17 protein-coding genes are annotated in these 22020 nt (G+C 59.3%); 9 read left to right on the plus strand and 8 right to left on the minus strand.

What is annotated here, in order from left to right; genetic code table 11:
* Window positions 1–2 precede the first annotated feature (2 nt).
* The 5 genes from AC4OVS_RS19380 to AC4OVS_RS19400 all read right to left on the minus strand — a co-directional run bounded on the left by AC4OVS_RS19380 (window position 3) and on the right by AC4OVS_RS19400 (window position 7228).
* On the minus strand, window positions 3–5588 hold the full coding sequence (locus AC4OVS_RS19380; RefSeq protein WP_491922634.1) for a trifunctional serine/threonine-protein kinase/ATP-binding protein/sensor histidine kinase: 5586 nt from the start codon (window positions 5586–5588) through the stop codon (window positions 3–5).
* Between the two features lie 9 nt (window positions 5589–5597).
* Window positions 5598–5978, minus strand: coding sequence for a response regulator transcription factor (locus AC4OVS_RS19385; RefSeq protein WP_006810275.1), 381 nt, complete (start codon window positions 5976–5978; stop codon window positions 5598–5600).
* A 23-nt stretch (window positions 5979–6001) separates the two neighbouring features.
* Window positions 6002–6262, minus strand: coding sequence for a XapX domain-containing protein (locus tag AC4OVS_RS19390; protein ID WP_006810276.1), 261 nt, complete (start codon window positions 6260–6262; stop codon window positions 6002–6004).
* Window positions 6259–6480: a DUF1427 family protein gene (locus AC4OVS_RS19395; RefSeq protein WP_017383875.1), complete on the minus strand. Its 222-nt coding sequence runs from the start codon at window positions 6478–6480 to the stop codon at window positions 6259–6261. The genes AC4OVS_RS19390 and AC4OVS_RS19395 overlap by 4 nt, the downstream gene beginning before the upstream one ends.
* Window positions 6481–6541: 61 nt before the next feature.
* Window positions 6542–7228, minus strand: a complete 687-nt coding sequence (locus tag AC4OVS_RS19400; protein ID WP_022646922.1) for a hydrolase — start codon at window positions 7226–7228, stop codon at window positions 6542–6544.
* Between the two features lie 220 nt (window positions 7229–7448).
* On the opposite strand from AC4OVS_RS19400, the gene AC4OVS_RS19405 reads away from it, so the two are divergent.
* From AC4OVS_RS19405 to AC4OVS_RS19430, 6 genes are all read left to right on the plus strand, one after another.
* A complete protein-coding gene (locus AC4OVS_RS19405) occupies window positions 7449–9320 on the plus strand; it encodes an amidohydrolase (RefSeq protein ID WP_491922635.1) in 1872 nt (623 codons plus the stop codon).
* Window positions 9320–9727, plus strand: a complete 408-nt coding sequence (locus tag AC4OVS_RS19410) for a DoxX family protein (protein WP_023299234.1) — start codon at window positions 9320–9322, stop codon at window positions 9725–9727. The genes AC4OVS_RS19405 and AC4OVS_RS19410 overlap by 1 nt, the downstream gene beginning before the upstream one ends.
* A complete protein-coding gene (locus tag AC4OVS_RS19415) occupies window positions 9724–11343 on the plus strand; it encodes an MFS transporter (protein WP_491922636.1) in 1620 nt (539 codons plus the stop codon). Before AC4OVS_RS19410 ends, AC4OVS_RS19415 begins: the two co-directional genes overlap by 4 nt.
* Before the next feature lie 30 nt (window positions 11344–11373).
* Window positions 11374–12195, plus strand: a complete 822-nt coding sequence (locus tag AC4OVS_RS19420) for an alpha/beta fold hydrolase (RefSeq protein ID WP_323634404.1) — start codon at window positions 11374–11376, stop codon at window positions 12193–12195.
* Window positions 12196–12326: 131 nt separating this feature from the next.
* Window positions 12327–14390 carry an McrB family protein gene (locus tag AC4OVS_RS19425; RefSeq protein WP_491922637.1) on the plus strand — a complete coding sequence of 688 codons (2064 nt, stop codon included), beginning with the start codon at window positions 12327–12329 and terminating at the stop codon, window positions 14388–14390.
* On the plus strand, window positions 14387–15691 hold the full coding sequence (locus AC4OVS_RS19430; protein ID WP_038415215.1) for an McrC family protein: 1305 nt from the start codon (window positions 14387–14389) through the stop codon (window positions 15689–15691). Before AC4OVS_RS19425 ends, AC4OVS_RS19430 begins: the two co-directional genes overlap by 4 nt.
* A 34-nt stretch (window positions 15692–15725) precedes the next feature.
* On the opposite strand, the gene AC4OVS_RS19435 is transcribed toward AC4OVS_RS19430, so the two are convergent.
* Both AC4OVS_RS19435 and AC4OVS_RS19440 read right to left on the minus strand, forming a co-directional pair.
* The gene (locus AC4OVS_RS19435) at window positions 15726–17120 is read right to left on the minus strand and encodes an MFS transporter (RefSeq protein WP_491922638.1); all 1395 of its coding nucleotides are present in this window, start codon (window positions 17118–17120) and stop codon (window positions 15726–15728) included.
* A 45-nt stretch (window positions 17121–17165) separates the two neighbouring features.
* Window positions 17166–18254: a cellulase family glycosylhydrolase gene (locus AC4OVS_RS19440; RefSeq protein WP_491922639.1), complete on the minus strand. Its 1089-nt coding sequence runs from the start codon at window positions 18252–18254 to the stop codon at window positions 17166–17168.
* Between the two features lie 185 nt (window positions 18255–18439).
* On the opposite strand from AC4OVS_RS19440, the gene AC4OVS_RS19445 reads away from it, so the two are divergent.
* Window positions 18440–19447: a LacI family DNA-binding transcriptional regulator gene (locus tag AC4OVS_RS19445; protein WP_491922640.1), complete on the plus strand. Its 1008-nt coding sequence runs from the start codon at window positions 18440–18442 to the stop codon at window positions 19445–19447.
* On the opposite strand, the gene fosA is transcribed toward AC4OVS_RS19445, so the two are convergent.
* Window positions 19433–19858 (minus strand): FosA/FosA2 family fosfomycin resistance glutathione transferase, encoded by a 426-nt coding sequence (gene fosA / locus AC4OVS_RS19450; protein WP_045307851.1) that lies wholly within the window; start codon window positions 19856–19858, stop codon window positions 19433–19435. The genes AC4OVS_RS19445 and fosA overlap by 15 nt on opposite strands.
* Before the next feature lie 199 nt (window positions 19859–20057).
* Here fosA and trpS point away from each other — a divergent pair, with 199 nt between their 5' ends.
* Both trpS and AC4OVS_RS19460 read left to right on the plus strand, forming a co-directional pair.
* Window positions 20058–21059: a tryptophan--tRNA ligase gene (gene trpS, locus AC4OVS_RS19455; protein ID WP_276350176.1), complete on the plus strand. Its 1002-nt coding sequence runs from the start codon at window positions 20058–20060 to the stop codon at window positions 21057–21059.
* Between the two features lie 584 nt (window positions 21060–21643).
* Window positions 21644–22015, plus strand: a complete 372-nt coding sequence (locus tag AC4OVS_RS19460; protein WP_491922641.1) for a hypothetical protein — start codon at window positions 21644–21646, stop codon at window positions 22013–22015.
* The last annotated feature ends 5 nt before the right edge of the window (window positions 22016–22020 follow it).

Below are 22020 nucleotides of genomic sequence, written 5' to 3' on the forward strand. Positions count from 1 at the left end.
CGTTACGCCTCCTGTCCGGCAAGCGGCAACGCGAAGGTAAACACCGTGCCGTACGGCTCTCTGCGGCGCGCGCTCAGTTTTCCCCGGTGCCGTTCAATGATGCTGGCGCTGATGGTCAGCCCCATCCCCATTCCCTGCGCTTTGGTCGAATAGAACGAGTCAAAGATCCGCTCGGTGAGCTCCGGCTCAATGCCGCTGCCGGTATCGGCGATCTCAAAGATCACCTTCCCTTCGGCGCAGTTCGCGGTGGCGATCGTGATGCTGCACGGGCGATCCGTCACTTCCGCCATCGCTTCCATCGCATTCATCACCAGGTTAAGCAGCACCTGCTGGATCTGCACGCTGTCGCCGATGATAAAGCTGTCGTCAGCGTTCAGGAGATAATCAACGCTTATGTGTCGCAGCTCAAGTTCGCTGCGGGAGAGCATAATGATGTGGTGGATCAGGAAGTGCAGATCGATTCGCGTAAACGTGGGGTCCTGTTTGCGCGTCAGAGATTGAATGCTGCGGATGATCTCCCCTGCCCGCTCGCCCTCGGCGGCGATCTCCTCCAGCCCCTCTCGCACTTTGTCCAGCCGCGCCGGATCGCGGTTGAGCCAGCGCAGGCTCGCGCCGGCGTTCGAGACAATCGACATCAGCGGCTGGTTGATCTCGTGCGCGATCGAGGAGGTGAGTTGCCCGACGGTGGTGGCCCGTGAGACTCGCGCCAGATCCGCCTGCGCCACCCGCATCGCATCCTCCGCCGCCCGCTGGCTGGTGATGTCGGTAATGATGCCGTAATACTCATTCACTTCGCTGCCCACGCCCACCGGATCGCCAATCCCGAGAATGTAGCGAACGGAGCCGTCGGTGCGGATAATGCGAAACTCCGCGCGCATCGACAGCCCGTCACGCACGCTCTGATTAACGAGGTTACCAATCCGGCCATAATCATCCTCATGCACGAAGGTCAAAAACTCCGCCATTGAGATCATCTTTTGCTGCTCCGGCAGGCCAAGAATACGGGCGTACTCTTCGGACATAAACATCAGATCCTGCACCAGCTCCCAGCGCCAGCTGCCGGTATGACTGATCTGCTCACCCAGCATCAGCGAGGTCTGGCTGGCGCGCAGCTCTTTCTCCACCCGTCGGCGGTGGATGTTTTCCGCCAGCAGCTCGGCGTAAAGCCGCGCCGTCTCCAGCGAAACCGCCGCCTGCGCGCCCAGCAGGCTGACCACGCGCGAATGTTCGGCGGTAAACACTTCCGGCATCAGGCGGTTTTCCAGATACAGCACCCCCACCAGTCGCGCCTGTTTGAACATCGGCACGCACATCACGGCGGCGCCGGACGTCACCAGATAAGGATCCTGGCTGAACGGGTGAAATTCCTCCGGTTTGCCGGTGCGGATCTCCTGCCCGGTGCGGATCACCGCGGCCAGCACCGACAGTGGCATGTCCGTCGCCATCGGTGTCTCTTTCAGGATGCGAACCCGCACCCCGTCGGTGCTGGTCCAGGCGCTGGCTTCGATCTCCGGGATGTGATTATCGCTGACGCGAAGCAGCAGGCCACGCTGCGCCCCGGCCCGTTCAAGCAGCAGCGTCATCAGGTTTTCAATTAAACGCTCGAGGTTGATTTCTTCGGACAAGGCGCGTGAGGCTTTGATGACGCTCTGTAAATCGCGGATCACCTCGTTCTGGGCAAATGCCACGGTGTCGTACGCGCGGCTCTGCCCGGAGGCCAGCAGATGCGGGAAATCCTGCTCCAGCTGACGCACCTTGGCCTGCGCCCCGGCGCGGCCCCAGGCGGCAATCGAACCGCGGAAATGGGCGTCGGAGGCGGTCGGGTAGCCGCAGGCCAGCGAGAAACGCCCTGCCAGCTCGTGGGCCAGGGCATTGATCGGGTTAAACCCGCCCTCCCGCGAGAGCCGCACCGCCTTTTCATACTGCTCCAGCGCGATGCTGTTCATGCCGTCCAGACGGACGATTTCGGCATAAATCAGCGCCTCTTTATCGGCAAACGTGCCCGGATTGATCCGCGCCCAGAGGGCAATTTTGTCGTAATGGTGATGAATACTGCGGCGATAATCCGCCGAGAAGGTCTCCGGCGTAAGCTGGCGGGAGAGCGCCAGCGCGCTGTAAAAATGGTAATCCAGCAGATGGATATGGCCCGGTGCGGACCACGCATACCAGCCCGCCCTCTCTAAATCCGCCTGCGCGTCGGCGTATTCGCCGCAGGTAAAGTGCGCCATCCCGCGATAGAGCCAGTACCAGAACAGCATGGTCGAGGTCTGCTCGGGCGCCTGCTCCGGCGGTGCGGGCAGCAGATCGTCAGGCAGCGCCTGGGCGGCGCTCCATGTGCCCGTCACCGGCGTGCGTAAAAACTCCACGTAGCGGCGCTGAATGTGCAGAACGGTTTCAATGTCCTGATAATCCGTTTTACGCACAAAGGCCAGACCGCGATCGATGCTGGTCAACACGCCGTCCAGATGATCGCCCCGGGAGAGGAAGTTAATGATCTGATGACAGGCCGCGAAGCAGGCCATCGTCATGTCGCCGTGGGTCACCGCCGAGGTAAAGCAGGCCTTGGCGCACTCGATAGTGTACGACAGCGGCTGGGTCCAGACGCTGAGCTGGTCGAGCGGCAGCAGAGTTTTAGCTTCATAGGCATCATAGCCGTGGCGGTTCACCAGCTCGCGAGCCAGCGTGCCGTACTCAAACCCGAGACGGTATTCGGCGTAGCGGTGGCCAATCAGCACGCCAAACCAGGCCATCGCCGTGGTGGATGCGCCGGTTATGCCGCGATCGAGCGTGAGGTGCATCATCCGGCACAGGAGTAAAAAGTGCAGGCGCGGGCAGGTAAAGCTGGCGAAAATACTGGCGCTGTAAAGCAGGTTCATTACCGCTTCGGTCTCCGCGCTCTCCATCAGCTTAAGCTGAGTAAACGGGTTCTGCGGCGCGTCGGCGGTGCGTTGACAGAACTGCTGCCAGGCCTCGTCACATTCGGCATTTTCCGGGTAGCGGCTGATCTGGATCCCGAACACGCCCAGCCAGCATAACGACGCCTCCAGCGCCAGGCGGATCTCCGACTGGCGCATATAGACTTCCGCCAGCAGGTTAGCGGCCAGCGCTTTCTCCGTCAGCCCGCCCGGTGAGCCGAGGATCGTATCGCACAGCGCGCGCGTGCGCTCCAGGTGCCCGAGCGCGAACTCACAGCCCGCCTCTTCGATATCCAGCATAAAGTCCGAGACCGGACCCGCGTTCCCCAGCGCTCTGGCGGTCTGGATGTAACTTAAGGCGGAAAGGTAATCGCCGGTACGCTTCGCACGCCGCGCGGCCTGGAGGCTCAGCTCACGGAATCTCTGGCGCTGCGGCGCAGGCTGGATGCAGTCCAGCGCGGCGCTGACGTGGTGAACCGCGCGGAACAGCAGTTCGTTACCCGCCGTCTGCCGCGCGGCATCCGCCAGCAGGCTGGCGGTGGTCAGGTGCAGATGGCTTTTCTCGCCCTCATCCAGCAGGGCAAAGGCGGCTTCCTGCACCCGATCGTGGGTAAAAGCGTACTCTTTCTCCGTCAGCACAATCAGCTGAGCGGTAACCGCCGGATGAAGGGCGTAGCGGATTTCCGCCGCCGACTGCCCCACCACGCGGCACAGCATCTCCAGCTCGCCCGTGCAGCCGAGGCAGGCGATGCTGCCCAGCAGGCGGCGCGTCTCGTCGGGCATCTCTTTGAGCTGTTCAAGCACCAGCGTCACCACGTTCTCGGTGTAATGCCGGGCGCGGATGGCCTGGAGATCGTAATGCCATTTCCCCTGATATTTGTTGTGCACCACCAGTCCGTCATCGACGATGCGGCGGAAAAATTCCTGAACGAACAGCGGGTTGCCGCCGGTTTTTTCATGGATCAGCGTGGCAAGATCGGAGGTGCCGGTACTGCGGGCATGAAAAATCCCCCCGAGCCAGCGTGCCACGGCCTTCACCGACAGCGGCTGCGGCACGATCGTCATGGCATGCTGCGCCGCCTCCGGCAGGCTCGCCAGCGCGGTCTGCAAGCTGGGTTCAGAAAGCGAACTGAGATCGCGGTGCGCCGCCACCACCAGCAGCGGGATGGCGCCGCAGGCGCGCAGCAGGTAATCGAGCGTTTGCAGGCTGGCGGCGTCGATCCACTGCACATCATCCAGCAGCAGCACCAGCGGCGCGCCCTGGGTGGCGAAGGTTTTCACCAGCGCCAGCACCATATGGCTGAAGCGCGCCCGCGCGTCGATGGAAAATGTATCCGCAGAGAAACGCGGTTTGTTCTCAAGAAGTAAATTCAGCTCCGGCACCAGGCTGACAGCCAGCTCCTCGAAGCCTTCCAGCGCGCGCGACAGGCGGATTTTCCACGTCGCCACCTCCCCGGCTGGCAGCCCGAGCAGGTGCAGCGTGAGCGTCCGAAACGCCGAACTCAGCACGCCGTAGGGCAGCGTGGGAGAGTATTGATCGACCTTGCCCACCGCCAGCAGCACCTTGCGCTGTTGCAGCGATTTCAGCGTGGTGGCGATCACGGAAGATTTACCGATCCCCGACGGACCGCCAATCGTCACCAGTTCCGGCGCACCGCTCTGGCTGACCCGCTCAAACGCGGCGATGACGTCGCTGGCCTGCGGATGCGCAGAGAAAAGCGAATCGGCAAGATGGATCGCCGGAGAGCGATCCTGCTGGCCGGGAATAAAGTCGACGATCTCACCTTCGGCGGTCAGCGTCGCCTGGCAGCGCCTGAGGTCGGCAATCAGCCCGTCGACGGTCTGATAGCGATTCTCCGGATTCTTCTCCAGCAACTTAAGGATAATGGTCGAGAGCATGCCGGGTACGTCCGGACGCACCCGGCCCGGCGCAAGCGGCTCAGAGGCAATATGGTAATGCGCCCAGTTAGTCTGGTCATCAGCGCTCAGTTCAAACGGCAATCGCCCGGTCAGAAGTTCATAAAGCACGATACCCAGACTGTAGAGATCGCTCCGGCTGTCGACGGCGCGCCGGGTACGCGTGGTGTGTTCCGGTGACATGTAGGCGGGCGTGCCGCCAGACGCGGCAAGCCGGGACCGGGAGAATGCGTCGGAGGTGGCGCAGGAAAGACCAAAGCTGCACAGACGGCTGGTGGCGTCGTGATGAACGAAGATCGACCCGGGTTTGATATCGCCGTGGATCAGGTTGTGCAGATGCATCTGGCGCAGGGGACCGCAGATGCGGATCGCCATCTCGATAAAGCGGGCGATCCCGGAAATCGCCTTACCTGCCCGGCACGCCAGCAGTTCAAAGCAGAACGGCGCGTAGACCAGCGCAAAACGTCCGCGGTACTGGGTTGAAGCGACGGGCCGGATAGCCCAGCCGTCATGAAGTCGATCGCGCAGGGCAAACTCGTTTTTAAGCAGCCGCGTTGCCCGCTCCTCTTCTTCATCGCTGACCGCGGTGGCGATAATAAACGAACCGCCTGACTGGGGATGCCGCCCGTTCATCCAGGAGATGCCGCCCTCCTGCGCCAGCACGGTAAAAATAACATCCTCTTTCAGAACAAAAGCCCGCCCTTCATGGAGACTTCCCCGGGCGGGCCAAAATGCAGGCGACGTTTGTTCGTTCATCCGCGATCCTTATTGTCGGCGGGTCAGCTCCCGCTGAATATGATCCAGCAGAATATCGATGTTAATCGGCTTACGCAAAAATGCAGCGGCGCCCAGGCTGAGTGCATACCGCTGCATATTTTCATCCGCATGGCCGGAGATAAACAGTATTGGCGGCGGCGGCGTGGCCAGCAACCGCAGCTTCTCAAACAGCTCGATCCCGTTCATGCCGCGCAGCTTGATGTCGGTGATCACCAGCGACGCGCCTGAAAGGGCGAGAGGGTGGCTCAAAAACACCTCTGCCGAATCGAAGGTATCGGTAGCATACCCTTCCGATTGCAGCAGGTTACTGAGCCCGCTGCGAACAGAGCGTTCGTCATCAATGATGGCAATGCGCCACGGCAGCGTCATGCTGTCTTTCCTCAAACAATTCGTTACGCGTCGCGGCTTTCCTTCGCGGGCGCTGGGGGCGCGGTACCGCTGATTTTCGGTACGCATTCATGACGAAACCAGGCCAGGGTCAGCGGTTCGCGGCTCACCAGACGCCGTCCGATGGGGATCAGTTGTTCACCCACCAGCATGCCGAACAGGCCAAGCAGCGCGACGACCGGCGGCGCCGGGGAATGCACGTCGAGCAGGGCGTAAATTACCCCAGCCGCGACCCCGCACACCAGCGAAATAATCCAGGCCTTCATGATGACGCTCCGGACAGGTGCTGAACGTGGGGAACCGTCACCTGCACGCCAGCGGGATTATCGCGGGATAAAAGATGACGCATCGCCTGTTCCCCTGCCAGCATCCCCAGCAGGCCAATTAGCGCCAGCGCGGGCGGCGCGGGGGAACGCACCTTCAGCACGGCATACATCAGGCCAATCAGCACGCCTGCCGCAAGGGATATCAACCCTGTACTCATTGTGAACTCCAGAGAAAAAGGCAGTGACGAGCCGGATGAGGGACCAGCCCGCCGCCGGGATTTAGCGTGCCGGAACCGGCGCTAAGGTACGGTGCTCGCTCTTCTGGCGAGACGGCGCTTTGTGCACCATGGTGTAGGCATAATCCACGCCCATGCCGTAGGCGCCGGAGTGCTCGCGCACGATATCCATCACCGCGGTATAGGTCTCTTTATGTGCCCAGTCACGCTGCCACTCCAGCATCACCTGCTGCCAGGTCACCGGGATCACGCCCGCCTGGATCATGCGCTGCATCGCGAAGTCGTGGGCTTCTTTGGAGGTGCCGCCGGACGCGTCCGCCACCATATAAATTTCGTAGTCCCCTTCCAGCATCGCGCACAGGGCAAAGCTGTTGTTGCACACTTCGGTCCACAGGCCCGCGACAACCACCTTCTTCTTGCCGTTAGCCTTCAGCGCGTCACGCACCTTCTGGTCGTCCCAGGAGTTCATGGAGGTACGCTCCAGAATGTCCTGACCCGGGAACACGTCCAGCAGCTCCGGATAGGTGTTACCGGAGAAGCTTTCGGTTTCAACGGTGGTGATGATGGTCGGGATGTTGAACACTTTTGCCGCTTTCGCCAGCGCCACGGTGTTGTTTTTCAGCACCTGGCGGTCAATAGACTGCACGCCAAACGCCATCTGCGGCTGGTGGTCGATGAAGATGATCTGACAGTTGGCTGGGGTTAAGACTTCGAGTTTTGTAGTGGTCATAAGATTATCCAGTGAGGTTAAAGGTTAAAATCGCCGCGAACAGCACGCCGATAAAATCGCATTCATCCTATGACCCACGCCGCTGGCGCGTAATTATCTCTTCGTATAGTTAACCTTAGGTATAGTTATACTTTGGTATACCTATCCTATTGTATAACTGGATCTTTCCCGAAACCGGTTCCCATAATCCTGACCATTCCCCTCTCAGTCTGGAGCAGTTATGGTTACCCTCGGTAAAGCCGATCTCATTCTGGTTAACGGCCAGTTTCACACCGTCGATCGCGAGAACCCTCTCGCGGAAGCCGTTGCCGTGCGCGACGGGAAATTCCTGGAAGTGGGCACCGTCGCCGAGGTGATGCAACACCACTGCGACGGCACTAAGATGGTCGACTTAAAAGGCCACACCGCCATCCCCGGCCTGAACGACTCGCACCTGCACCTGATCCGCGGCGGGCTGAATTACAACCTCGAGCTGCGCTGGGAAGGCGTACCGTCCCTGGCAGATGCCCTGCGCATGCTGAAAGAGCAGGCCCTGCGCACGCCGTCGCCCCAGTGGGTGCGCGTGGTGGGCGGCTGGAGCGAGTTCCAGTTTGCCGAGCGCCGTATGCCAACTTTAGACGAGATCAACGACGCCGCGCCGGATACGCCGGTTTTCATCCTGCACCTGTACGACCGCGCCCTGCTCAACCGCGCCGCGCTGAAGGTGGTCGGCTACACCTGGGACACGCCGAATCCGCCGGGCGGGGAGATCCAGCGCGACGCCAACGGCAACCCGACCGGGATGCTGATCGCCCGTCCTAACGCCATGATCCTGTACTCAACCCTCGCCAAAGGGCCGAAGCTGCCACTGGAGCAGCAGGTCAACTCCACGCGCCAGTTCATGCGCGAGCTGAACCGCCTGGGGCTGACCAGTGCCATCGACGCGGGCGGCGGCTTCCAGAACTACCCGGAAGATTACGAGGTAATTGCCGAGCTGCACGAGAAAAAGCAGATGACCATCCGCATCGCCTACAACCTGTTTACCCAGCGTCCGGGCCACGAGCTGGAAGACTTTGAAAAATGGACCGACATGCTCACGCCGGGCCAGGGCAGCGACTTCTTCCGCCACAACGGCGCGGGCGAGATGCTGGTCTTCTCCGCCGCCGATTTTGAAGACTTCCTCGAGCCGCGCCCGGATCTCGCGCCGGGCATGGAGGACGAGCTGGAGCGCGTGGTGCGCCATCTGGTCGAACACCGCTGGCCGTTCCGCCTGCACGCCACCTATAACGAATCCATCAGCCGCATGCTGGACGTGTTCGAGAAGGTGAACCGCGACATTCCGTTCAACGGGCTACACTGGTTCTTCGACCACGCCGAAACCGTGTCACAGGCCAACATCGACCGCATCAAAGAACTGGGCGGCGGCATTGCCGTGCAGCACCGCATGGCCTTCCAGGGGGAATACTTCGCCGAGCGTTACGGCATCGAAGCCACCCGCCACACGCCGCCGGTGGCGAAAATGCTGGAGACCGGTGTGCCGGTGGGCTTAGGCACCGACGCCACCCGCGTGGCGAGCTATAACCCGTGGACCGCGCTCTACTGGCTGGTCTCCGGCCGCACCGTTGGCGGGATGCAGATGTACGATCACAGCGCCCGTCTGGATCGCGATACCGCCCTGATGCTCTGGACCCAGGGCAGCGCGTGGTTTTCCAGCGAGCAGAACCAGAAGGGGCAGATCAAAACGGGCCAGCTCGCGGATCTGGCGGTGCTCAGCAAAGATTACTTCCGCGTGCCGGAAGAGGAGATCAAGGGCATCGAGTCCGTCCTCACCGTGGTCAACGGCGATATCGTCTACGCTGCTGGCAGCTTTGGCCCGCTCGCGCCGCCCGCCATTCCGGTCCTGCCCGAGTGGTCCCCGGTGGTGAAGGTGCCGGGCCACTACCGCAGCGCGCCGCCGCAGGCCGCACGCGTCGGCATGAGCGCCGTCCACCACTGCAGCGGCCCGTGCGGGGTTCATAGCCACCAGCATGATTTCGCCCGCACGTCAGAGATGCCGGTGTCCGACGATAACGCTTTCTGGGGGGCGCTGGGCTGCAGCTGCTTTGCATTCTGATGAAACAAAATGACGCTTCGCCCCGGATCGATCCGGGGCTGTTCTTCCTGCGCCTGACCGGCAGCCTGCTGCTGCTGTACGTACACGGCCTGCCTAAGGTGCTCCACTTCAGCGAAGAGCTGACGCGCATCGAAGATCCGTTTGGTTTCGGACCTTACGCGAGCCTGATCCCGGCGATCGTCGCCGAGGTCATCTGCCCGCTGTTTATCATTGCAGGGGTTTACACCCGCCTGGCGTGCCTGCCGATTATCGCCGTGCTGCTGGTGGCGATGCTGGCGGTGCACCCGGACTGGTCGATTGCCGAAGGGCAGTTTGGCTGGCTGCTGCTGATTATCTTCACCACCCTCGCCCTCACCGGACCGGGCCAGTGGCGGCTGCAGCGTAAGACGACGGAGAGGTTCGCATGACCCAGGTTAACGACGTTCGCGACGCACACGTCGAGACGACGCCCGCATCGGCGGCTTCGCCCTGGCAGCCGCTGAGCCAGCCGGTGTTCCGCATGCTGTGGATCGCCACGGTGGTCTCTAACGTCGGCTCATGGATGAGCGACGTCGGCATCAACTGGAGCATGCTGACGCTCAGCGCCGATCCGCTGGATATCGCGCTGGTGCAGGCGGCCAGCAGCCTGCCGATGTTCCTCTTCGCCCTGCCGTCCGGGGTGATGGCGGACATCGTTGACCGACGAAAATACCTGCTCTTCTCCCAGCTATGGGTATTCATCGCCGCTGCCGGGCTGACGCTGCTCTCTTTTACCGGACACGTCACCCCCACCGTTCTGCTGGCGGCAACGTTTCTGCTGAGCGTGGGCGCGGCCATGAGCTCGCCGCCGTTTCAGGCGATTGTGCCTGACCTGGTGAGCAAGCCCGAGCTGGGTTCCGCCGTGGCGCTTAACTCGCTCGGGGTCAACATCAGCCGGGCGATTGGCCCTGCGCTGGGCGGTTTCCTGCTGTCGCTGGCCGGGCCGTGGATGGTGTTTGCGCTTAACGCGCTCTCCGTGGTCGGCGTGGCGTGGGTGCTGTGGCGCTGGCGTCCGGCGCCTTCCGTGCAGCGGCTGCCGCCGGAGCACTTCTTCTCGGCGGTGCGGTCCGGCATTCGCTACGTGCACGCCGCCCCGGTGCTGCGTAACGTGCTGGTGCGTACCGTGGCGTTCTTCGTTTTCGGCAGCGCGGGCTGGGCGTTACTGCCGCTGGTGGCGCGCCGCGAGCTGGGCTTAGGCCCGGCGGGCTACGGCGTGATGCTGGCGTGTATCGGCCTGGGGGCGATTGCCGGGGCGATCCTGCTGCCGCGCCTGCGCCAGCGGCTGAATGCCGATCGGCTGATGGTGGCCGCCAGCCTGACGTTTGCCCTCACCATGCTGGCGCTGGCGTTCGTGCGCCACGTCTGGCTGCTGAACCTGTTTGAGTTTTTTACCGGCTTCGCGTGGATTGCGGTGCTCTCCACCCTCAACCTTGGCGCACAGCGCAGCGCCGCCCGCTGGGTAAAAGCCCGGGCGCTGGCTGTGTATCTGACGGTGTTCTTCGGCTCGATGACCGCAGGCAGCGCCGTCTGGGGGCAGATCGCCTCGCAGTTCGGCACCCCGACCTCGCTGGTGGTTGCCACGCTGGGGATGGTGCTGGCAAGCGCGACGGCGTTCCGCTGGAAGCTGGAGAAAGATCCGAATTTAAATCTCGACCTGAGCGGGCAGCCGCTGGACGGCGTGGAGATTGAACTCCCGAACGAGCGCGGCCCGGTGCTGGTGTCGCACGAGTACATCATCGACCCACAGGACGCGAAAGCGTTTTTGCAGGCCGTGCACGAGCTACGCCGGGTGCGCCGCCGCGCCGGAGCGATGAGCTGGGCGGTGTACGAGGATATCGAACGTCCAGGGCTGTTTATCGAGACCTTCCTGATGGGTTCCTGGATTGAGCATTTGCGCCAGCAGGAACGCCACACCATGAATGACCTCCTGTTGCAGAGCCGCGTTCTGGCTTTTCATCAGGGCACAATATCACCGGCAATTCGCTATCTGGTCGCGCCGGTATAACCATAACGATCACCTGCACAGGAACACACTATGGCACTGTTTAAGGCAAAAGACGGCACGCAGATTTACTACAAAGACTGCGGCGCGGGCAAACCGATCCTCTTCAGCCACGGCTGGCCGCTGGACGGCGACATGTGGGACAGCCAGCTGAACTACCTGGCCGAGCGCGGCTTCCGCGCCATCGCCTTTGACCGTCGCGGCTTTGGGCGTTCGGATCAGCCGTGGAACGGCTATGACTACGACACCTTTGCGTCCGACATTAACGACCTGATTACTACCCTGGATCTGCGCGACGTAACGCTGGTGGGCTTCTCCATGGGCGGCGGCGACGTGACCCGCTACATCAACAACTACGGCAGCGAACGCGTGGCTGGTCTGGCGCTGCTGGGCGCGGTGACGCCAATCTTCGGCAAATCCGACTCCTTCCCGCAGGGTGTGGATCAGAGCGTGTTCGACGGCATTCGCGACGGGCTGCGTAAAGATCGCGCCCAGTTCATCAGCGACTTCGCCACTCCGTTCTACGGCATCAACGCCGGGCAGACCGTCTCTGCCGGTGCCCTGACCCAGACGCTGAACATCGCCCTGCTGGCGTCCCTCAAGGGCACCATCGATTGCGTGACCGCCTTCGCCGAAACCGACTTCCGTCCGGATATGGCGAAAATCGACGTGCCGACGCTGGTGATCCACGGCAGCAACGACCAGATCGTGCCGTTTGAAAGTACCGGCAAGCTGGCGGCGGAGATGATCAAAAACGCCACGCTGAAGGTGTACGACAACGCGCCGCACGGCTTCGCGCTGACCCACCAGGATCAGCTCAACGAAGATCTGCTGGCGTTTGTGAAGTCGCTGTAAGTCTGAGGGCTGACGCCAACGGCGACAGCCCCCTTTTCACCTCAACCCACCTGAACAAGCAGTGACACCATTCAGATTAATCCTATAAAATACTGACCTTTACCGCCTTTACCCGACTTCCGGAGTTTGTGATGGTTCAGGATCGCACCGCGTTAGCCCCCTTCTTTAATGAGCATATCAATAACAACAGCCGATACAGCCCTAAATGGGGGCCAGCCTATCACCAGATGGTCAAACGCGTAGCGACAGAGCGACCCGAGTTTCGTGATCAAAGCCTTATCAAGGCACTTTGGTATGAACGCTCCAACGGCGTCGCCAGCATTAAACAGGGTGGAATGTCGCAGAACGAATACAATGCGGCCCAGATTCACCTGCGGGAAATCACAACCCTGATGGCACAGGGCTGCACCCCGGCCGTATATGAAAAGGTGGTCAACAAGCTACAGGCGCTTAAGGCCAAATCCATTCTCAAGAAACAGTACTGGGCGTTGTGTCACCGGGCTTTTGCCACGCTGTACCCTGAGCGGGTTTCGAACGTGGTAAATACCAAAATGTTTTCCCGCATTTATAACTACTGTAATAACCGCTTCGGGCTTGGGCTCGCCGGGAAAGGGACGTGGTTTGAAAAAAACCTGGAGCTGAAGGCGGCGCTGAACCGCGAGCTGGGCGGCCATGTAGACCCTGTCGAACTCAATATGTCGCTGTGGCATCTCTACACGCATTTCATCAAAGATAAGAGTGATATCGGCCTGGTAGGTAGCGAGTCCTGGGCCGAAGACGACGATCAGGATACGGATGAGAGCGTGGCGGATGTTCCACTGAACGTCATTCTCTATGGCCCTCCGGGGACGGGTAAAACCTATTCCACCGTTGAGCATGCCGTCCGCGCCTGTGAACCCGCTGAGTATTCCCGCCTGCTGGATGGCCTTCAGGGCAGTGATTACCGGAACGCACTTAAAGCGCTTTATGACCGGCTGGTCTCCGAACAGCGCATCCGCTTTGTCACTTTCCACCAAAGCTTTGGTTATGAAGAGTTTATTGAAGGGCTACGCGCCGATACCACCCGTGACGGTAACGTTCGCTATGACATTAAATCCGGCGTCTTTAAGCAAATCTGTGAGGATGCGGCGTTTGGTTACGCAGGTGAACAGCTGGCGCTGAACGAGGCGCTATCAAAGTTTCAAAAAGAACTGCTGAATGGCGAAGCCGCCACGCTCAAAACGACATCAGGTAAACCGTTCGGCGTCACCTATAAAAGTGAAACGAACTTCGGCATCTTCCCTTTAAACAGCAAAAAAGGGGATCTGGGGAATGGATACAACGCCTACGTGAAGGACATCAAAGCCTGGTATCAGAACAACGGGATTGATATCCACAACGAGTCGTATGTCCGGGGTATCCTCAACTATCTTCATGATAATTATAATCTTCCCGTCACACCGAAAAAAAATGCACCGGCAAAACGCCAGAACTACGTGCTGATTGTTGACGAGATTAACCGTGGCAATATCTCCAAAATTTTCGGAGAGCTCATCACCTTAATTGAGAAATCCAAGCGCATGGGTGAACCCGAGGCCCTGAGCGTGACGCTACCCTATTCGGGCGAAAAATTCAGCGTGCCAAACAACCTGTTCCTGATCGGCACCATGAATACCGCGGACCGTTCCCTGACCGCTCTGGACACCGCCCTGCGCCGCCGCTTCGAGTTTAAGGCCATGCTGCCGAAAGCCTCCATTCTGGAAGGCCACGTCATCAAAGGTATCGATCTCAAACGGCTACTGCAGATGCTCAATGAACGCATTGAGGCGCTGTACGATAGCGAGCACACGCTCGGGCACGCTTTTTTCATACCGGTAATTGAGACGGAGGACGATGACATTGCTTTCGCCCGTCTGCAGCGGGTGATGAAAAATAAAGTACTGCCGCTGCTGGAGGAGTACTTTTACAACGACTGGCAGAAAATTCGTCTGGTCCTTGGAGATAACCAGAAGCAGGATCCCGCCCTGTGCTTCATCCGTTCGATCAAAAACGAGGGAAATATTCAGCGGCTGTTTGGAACGGATGCATCGGACGATCTGCAGGAAGAGGGAGAGCGCTATCACCTTGCAGGCGAAGACGATCCTGTCTGGAATAATGCCATCGCCTGGCGTCAGATTTACGATGCAGGTGCGCGAGGCGCGGAGAACGACGAATGACCGGGCGGCGGCAGTGGTCCACCTTTGAATACGGTTATTTGGTCAGTAAAAAGGACAGCGGCCGGGTTAAGGACGCAGTGGAGCTTCCTCCGGCCTGTTTTGCGTGGCTGGAGCAATGCTGCCTGAACGACGATGCGGAATACGACGCGCGCCTGCTGACGCTGAAAACGGTCGGGCGCGTGAAGGTGCTGCAGGTGAAAAACTATGTCGGCGTCATTGCGCTGCCGGGAGGAGCGTTCATCGAGGTGTTGCCAAAGACCGGCCATGATAACGCCCGCGAACAGCTGATGATGATGCTGCGCACGCTGAAAACCTTCCGGCACATCGCCACAACCTCCGCCAGTATCAAAACCTCGCGCATGCCGCTGATGGATATCTTTATTCATCAATTTATCCAGAGCGTCCAGGCGGTCCTGCTGCAGGGTCTTAAGCGTGACTACCTTCGCCAGCAGGAGAATCTACCGTGGATGAAGGGAAAACTGCGGGTTTCAGCACAACTGTCGACAAATAGCGTTCGCCGGGATCGCTTTCAGGTGGAGTATGACGAGTACAGTGTTGACCGACCGGAGAACCGCATTCTCAAAACGGCCATCGATACGGTTTCGCGCCTGACCCGCAACCCTCAGCTCATCCAGCAGCTTCGCCCCTTGCAGTCGGCCTTCGAAGGTATTCCTCCCGTTGTTGATACCGCTCACGCGTTCGATCTGGTTCGCCTCGACAGGCATATGCATCACTATGAACAGGCGCTGGAGTGGGCCAAATTGATCCTACACGGGGAGTCACCACTTTGTATGCAGGGTCATGCTGATGCCATATCGCTGCTCTTTCCAATGGAAGCGGTATTTGAATCCTTTGTTGCGGCGTGGATGAGGCATCATCATCATCAACGTTACCAAATTGATACCCAAGCAAAAACACACACTCTGGCTCGCTATCACACCAGGTATATGTTTAGACTCAAGCCGGATATCTGGCTTCGCCCGTATGACACGTCGAAACATTCTTCAATTATTTGCGATACGAAATGGAAAAAGATTAAGCCTCATAAACCTGGCTTTAACATTTCGCAAAGCGATCTTTACCAGATGCTGGCCTACGGAACGAAATATCTCGATAGCCGCGGCGATATGATCCTGATCTACCCGCAGCATGACGGTTTTAGCGATGCGCTTCCCCATCCCTTCGAACTTCATAAGCCGGACAGCCATGCGCTACGTTTGTGGATCGTCCCTTTTACCATCGGAACCAGTATTCAGAGCTCGATACTCCACCTCCCCGAGTCCCTGAAGCTGCGGAATTAGAAGCAGACGCCTGCAAAGCAGGCGTCTGAAGCGATTAATTGACCGATACCGGGCGGGTCAACGCCTCATCCACGATGCCATTCTGCTCGCTCCCCCGCCTGCGTTCTGCCAGCAGCCGACACACTTCCGCATGCTTCTCCTCGGTAAAGGTAAAGCGCGACATAAAGCCCATGCGGATCAGCGACCCAATCGCCGGTAACAAACAAATGCCGAAGAACAGCCCCGACAGCACGCTGTCGCTCTGTGACTGCGCCTGCGGCACATAGTTGATCATCGTCAGAAACACGCCGATTAACCCGCCGCCCACCGCCACCGACATCTTGCCGGTAAAGGTCTGCCCGGAGAAGGTGATCGCCGCGCAGCGCTTGTGGGTGTGGTATTCCGCATACTCGATGGTGTCGGCAATCATCGACGAGGTGAGGATGTTGGTCATCATCACGAACAGCGTGCTCAGGCCGAGCAGGATAAACAGCAGCGCCGTGTGCTGATAGCCCGTGAACCACATCACCACGCGCACCGCCACGTCCAGCCCGCAGAGGATCATAAACAGCTTCCGCTTCTGCATCCGGCGCGTCAGCAGCGGGGCGACCAGGCACAGCACCGCCGCCACTATCCCCATCACGCCAATTGCCATTTGCAGGCTGCTGTCGCCCATGTTGTTGATAAAGAAGTAGATATAGAGTCCGCCCGCCACGTTATGGAACACGCAGAAAAAGAACGACAGCAGGACGATAAACAGCGGCTTGTTCTGGCGCAGGTTGTGGAAGGTGTCGCGCATCGTCACCTTTTCCGGGCTGGGCGGGACGCGCTCTTTGATCTGCATAAAGCCGTTGAGCATCAGCGGCAGCCCCACCAGCATCATCACCAGCGCCGCCATAAAGTAGCCTTTATCGTTGCTGTACTGGGCAAAGAACGCCGCCAGCTTCGGGAAGAAGATGTTGGCGCAGGCAATCCCGGCGTTCACCCCGAGCATCGCCGCCGTTACCGCGCGGGTGCGCTGGCCGGAGTCGTTGGTCATCACCGACGACATCGACCAGAACGGGATATCGGAGATGGCGTACAGCGTCCCCCACAGGATATACGTCACCCCGGCGTAGAGGATTTTGGTGGTCATGTCCGCTTCGATTTTATAGAATGCCAGCAGGGTGACGCCGGTAATCAGCAGCGGCGCAATCAGTAAAAAGTGGCGAAACTTGCCGAACCGGCTGTTAATGGTGTCCATAATGCTGGCAAACAGCGGATCGTGAACCGCGTCCCACGCGCGGGCAATCAGGAAGATGGTACTTGCCGCCAGCGCCGAGATCCCCAGCACGTCGGTGTAAAAATAGTTTATAAACGAACCCACTAAACCAAAGCTAAAACACTGACCTAAACCATAGCCAAAGTAGGACCATAACTCGCGAGACGGTATTTTCATTGTCATTGCCATAGTGCGTACCTGGTTGCCCGGCGACAGCGCGCCGGGTCGTTATTATTAGCCCTGCGGATCCGGGGCGATATTGCGCAGCTTCTTCATCAGCGCGATTTCAGCGCGTGAAAACGGGATACCGTTCTCCTCGAACACGTCGTGGAACCACAGGCGGCAGTAGTCCGTGGACTCCTTCATCACCACCGGCCACGGCAGCCAGGTCTGGGTTTTACCGCGCACCAGCCCCCACTGATACGGCGCGACCTTTGCCATGTACATCAGCGGGAGCTGCTCTTCGATGGTGCCGCCCACGTGACGCGCCAGCCATTCGGTGCAGAAGATTGGGCGGCCCAGCGCCTGAAGTTGCTGGATAATCGCCGTCATGCGCCCGGTATTGGTGTAGGCGTGATAGCTCACCACGTCCGACAGTTCCAGCGCGGTCTGGTCCAGCGGGTGCTGATAAAACGTCTCGCCCTCCTCTTCCGCCGGCAGACGCCACGCGCAGACGGTAAGCGGCTGGGTCGGATCTTCCTCACGCACCCAGCGGAACGCCAGCTTCATCAACTCGTGCGCGCAGGTCTCCAGCTTCTCGTCGTACAGCACCTCTTCCGTGCCTGTCGCGAAAATGCCGCGGTTTCCCGGCTCGTTATACAGATCCCACAGCAATACGCGCTTATCCTCGCGGAACTGGCGCACAACGTCGCGGATATAGCGCTCAATCTGTGGCCAGCAGTCTCGATCGCACACCTTGTCGCGCCCCGGGCTCGCCGCCGCCTGGCTGTTGTGTTTGCCCGGTACGGGCGGCTTTTGCGGGCCGAGGTACGGCTCGTCGCCGGAGAAGCCGCAGTCGTCCATCAGGGTCAGCATGGTGCTGAAGCCGTGACCGTCGGCAATCGTCAAAAAGCGGTCGATGCGCGCCATCAGCCCGTCGCGGTCATGCTCCCAGACGATGAACGGCAGGTTGATGCGCAGGGTGTTATAGCCCGCGTCCGCCGCCCAGCCCAGCTCGCGGTCGATAGTGGCGGGATCGAAGGTCTCTTCCTGCCAGATATCGGTCCAGTTCACCGCTGTCGACGGCAGATAGTTGAACCCGCACAGCCAGCCTTTTTGCTGATACCACGCCTGTGCCTGTTCTTTACTCCACTGCTCTTTCATTACGCATCCTCTTGCTGATAATGTTTAGCTAATAAATATTAGCCGCGGGATAAATGCGCAAATCGCGGTGCAAAGAAAAGCGACGCCTCTCACAAAGTTCACGCTTCGATGAATGAGAAACGTGATCGGCGGCGCTAAAGCGTGCGGTTAGGGTATGATGCGAAATCGCGAAAGGGAGAGGACGGATGAAGCGAAAAACGAAAGTGACGATGAACGATATTGCGCGGGCGGCGGGCGTGTCGCAGGCGACGGTATCGCTGGTGCTTAACCAGTCCCGCAACATCAAGCTCAGCGACGACACCCGTCAGCGGGTGATCAACGTCGCTACCGAGCTCGGCTACGACCGTCTTCCTGCCATTCACGCTCCGCGCAACCAGGAGGAGATCGCCCTGCTGGTCAGCTCGTTGCAGAGCTTCGACCCATTTATCGACGCCATCAGCCAGGCGCGGGAAGGGGCGTGGCGCAACGAAACGTTGCTCACCGTCTACGACTACGGCGACGACGTGGAGCTGGCCCTGAACATCATCCGCCAGCTGGACAAGCGCAACTGCATCGGGATTATTCTTGCCTCTCCGGTCACGAACGTCGTCGATATGACGCCATTTCAGGACTGTACCCGCATCCCGCTGGTGCTGCTCAACCAGCGCGACCCCGGCTCCCCGCTGCTGCCGTCGTTTATCCCGGACGACTACGCCAACGCTTTTCAGGTGACTAAACACCTCATCGCCTGCGGCGCCACGCGCATCGCCCACATCACCGGCGAGAGCTGGATGGAGGCCTCGCGCCAGCGTCTGGCGGGCTACCAGGCGGCATTGAAGCAGGCCGGTTTAACGTGTGACGAGAGCCTGGTGCGCCAGACCAACTGGCAGTTCAGCGAGTCCTTTACCGCCACCACGTCCCTGCTGGAACTGACCGAACGCCCGGACGCCATTTTCTGTGCCAGCGACTGGCTGGCGATTGGCTGCTACCAGGCGCTGGCGGTGAACGGCGTGCGTATCCCGCAGGACATGCTGCTGGCGGGCTACGACGACCAGAAGATTTCCGAGCAGCTCACCCCGCCGCTGACCAGTATCCAGCTGCCCTACAGCGAGCTGGGACGGCTGGCGGTGGAGTACCTGTGCAATCAGGAAGATGCCGCCACACACGTGACGCTGGCGGGCAGGCTGAAGGTGCGCGCCTCAAGCCCCGTCTGAAGTAAATACCATGCCCGCATAGGGCTTCTCGCGACACGCCGCCAGCCGCGCGGCGAGGCTGCCCACGTGCAGCTCCAGCTTGTGCCCGTCCGGGTCGAGAAAATAGAACGACGCCCCCTCGCTTTTGTTCTGCTTCCAGACGGTGACGCCCGCCTGCTCAAGCCTTTGCGAGAGCGGTTCAAAATCCTCTTCCGCCACGGTAAACGCGTAGTGGGTGTAGTCGCTCTCCTGCGGTGGCACGTACTGGCGCGCCTCGTCGTAGGACAGGCAGACCCATAGATCGCCGCAGGTGAGATAAGCCCCGGTATTCCAGCGGGCGTGCAGCGCAAGCCCCAGTAGCTCGTGCCAGAAGGTGACGCTTTTTTGCAGGTCGCTGACCGCGAGGGTCAGATGATTGAGAGATTGCAGCATGACGTGCCCTTTTGTTTTTCGCGCCGGACGTGGTACGGTAAAGAGATGAACATAAACCACGCCGTGCTCACCGTAAACCGCTGGTGGCTGCCTTCTTAAAGGCGGCACGGAGTAGTTTTCCCCATTTTCAGATAGCCGCCGAAAGGCGGCTTTCACATTTCTAAGACCCCTTTCGGCAATTGCACATTAAGGAGTCTTTATGAACGCACCCACCATCCTCACCGGCGACCGCCCAACCGGCCCGCTGCACCTCGGTCATTTCGTCGGATCGCTGCGCCAGCGCGTGGCGCTCCAGCAAACGCACAACCAGTTTGTGCTGATTGCCGACCTGCAGGGGCTGACCGACAACGGCAGCAACCCGCAAAAAATTCGCGACAACATCCCTGAAGTGCTGGCCGACTACCTCGCCGCCGGTATCGACCCGAACCTGACCACGATCTGCCTACAATCCGCCCTGCCCGCCCTCGCCGAGCTGACGATGCTGTATATGAACATCGTCACCGTCGCCCGCGTGGAGCGTAACCCGACGGTGAAAAATGAGATTGCGCAGAAGGGCTTCGCCCGCTCGCTGCCGGTCGGGTTTATGGCCTACCCCATCAGCCAGGCAGCGGACATCACCGCGTTTAAGGCCGAGTGCGTGCCCGTCGGCGACGACCAGCTGCCGATGATTGAGCAGACCAACGAGATTGTGCACAAGATGAACAGCCTGCTGCCCGCCCCGGTGCTGCGCCACTGCAAGGCGATGCTGAGCGACACCAGCCGCCTGCCCGGCATCGACGGCAGCGCCAAGATGTCGAAATCGCTGGGCAACACGTTGCACCTGTCGGCCAGCGAAGAGACGATCCACCGTGCGGTCAGCGCCATGTACACCGACCCGAACCACCTTAAGGTGAGCGACCCGGGGCAGATTGAGGGGAACGTGGTGTTTACGTATCTCGACGCGTTTCATCCGGACAAGGAGAAAGTGGCGGCGATGAGGGCGCACTATCAGGCGGGCGGGCTGGGTGACCGGTCGTGCAAGAACGAGCTGGAGGCGTGTTTGCAGGAGCTGATTGCGCCGATGCGGGAGCGGAGGGCGATGTATATGCAGGACAAGGGGGAGCTGATGGCGATGCTGAAGCGCGGGACCGAACGGGCGCAGGGGGTGACGCAGGAGACGTTGAGGGAGGTGAAGGTTGGGCTGGGGGTGCCGGTGTTTTGAGAGTGTGAGTTAAGAGAGTTCGCGGTGGAGTGTATGGTACCGGCATGAAGCCGCTAACTCTTTTATTACGAAAATAAGCAAGGCGCAATAATTCTTAAACGCATTATTAGCCATAGTTGTTTGTCATTCTGTTAAGAGCGCTATATTTATAGACTCTTTTTATTTTAAACGTCGCGGCAAGCATTATGAGTAAGTTTATTATTTCCATGCTGAATACGTTACTTTGTGCTTTTGTGATTGTGTTATGCCTCATATGCGTGGGCGTCACTGATAACTGGAAAGAATGCACTATAGCAATAATCATCACTTTAGGATGCGCACATTTCATGGCCATTTTACTGAATCGTGTATTGCCTCATAAGTTATCGATCTTAGAAGGAATAGTGGAATTATTGGGAGGGCCATTATTAGTTATAGGCGCAATTGTGTGCTTTGATGTATTCGAACCCTGGCCGCTAAAAATCATTGGGATGTTTGCGTGGACTGTTTTGATTTTCTTTGTACCTTCAATAATAAATCCCAGACGTTAATTCGGTTTATTAATCAATGTCTACGTCATTTCTTCACCCACGGAATCCAACATAATGTACCCCACTCTTTCGCAGGTCATTGAGGTTGTACGTCAGTCCTCGGGACATCATCGCAAGCGCATTGATGAGAACACCCTAATCGAAGCCGACCTCGATATATGCGGCATGGATGGCGATGCCCTGATTGAAGACTGCGAGGAAGCGTTTGGCGTTACGCTCGTCACTGAAGAAGATGGTTATGAGAAAATTTTTTCCCTCGCTGAAAACGAGTTTCTTTTTAGCACCGAGGGCATAGATTACTTTGGTTTCTGCCGTTTGATTCGCAGGATACGTGGTCTACCGGAACCTGTGATACGCGATTTAACCGTTGGCGAACTTCATGCTGTACTGGATAAGGCTGTGAAAGAGCAGATAAAGCACGAGTGATTTTT

This window comes from Enterobacter sp. 4974935, from assembly GCF_058661735.1.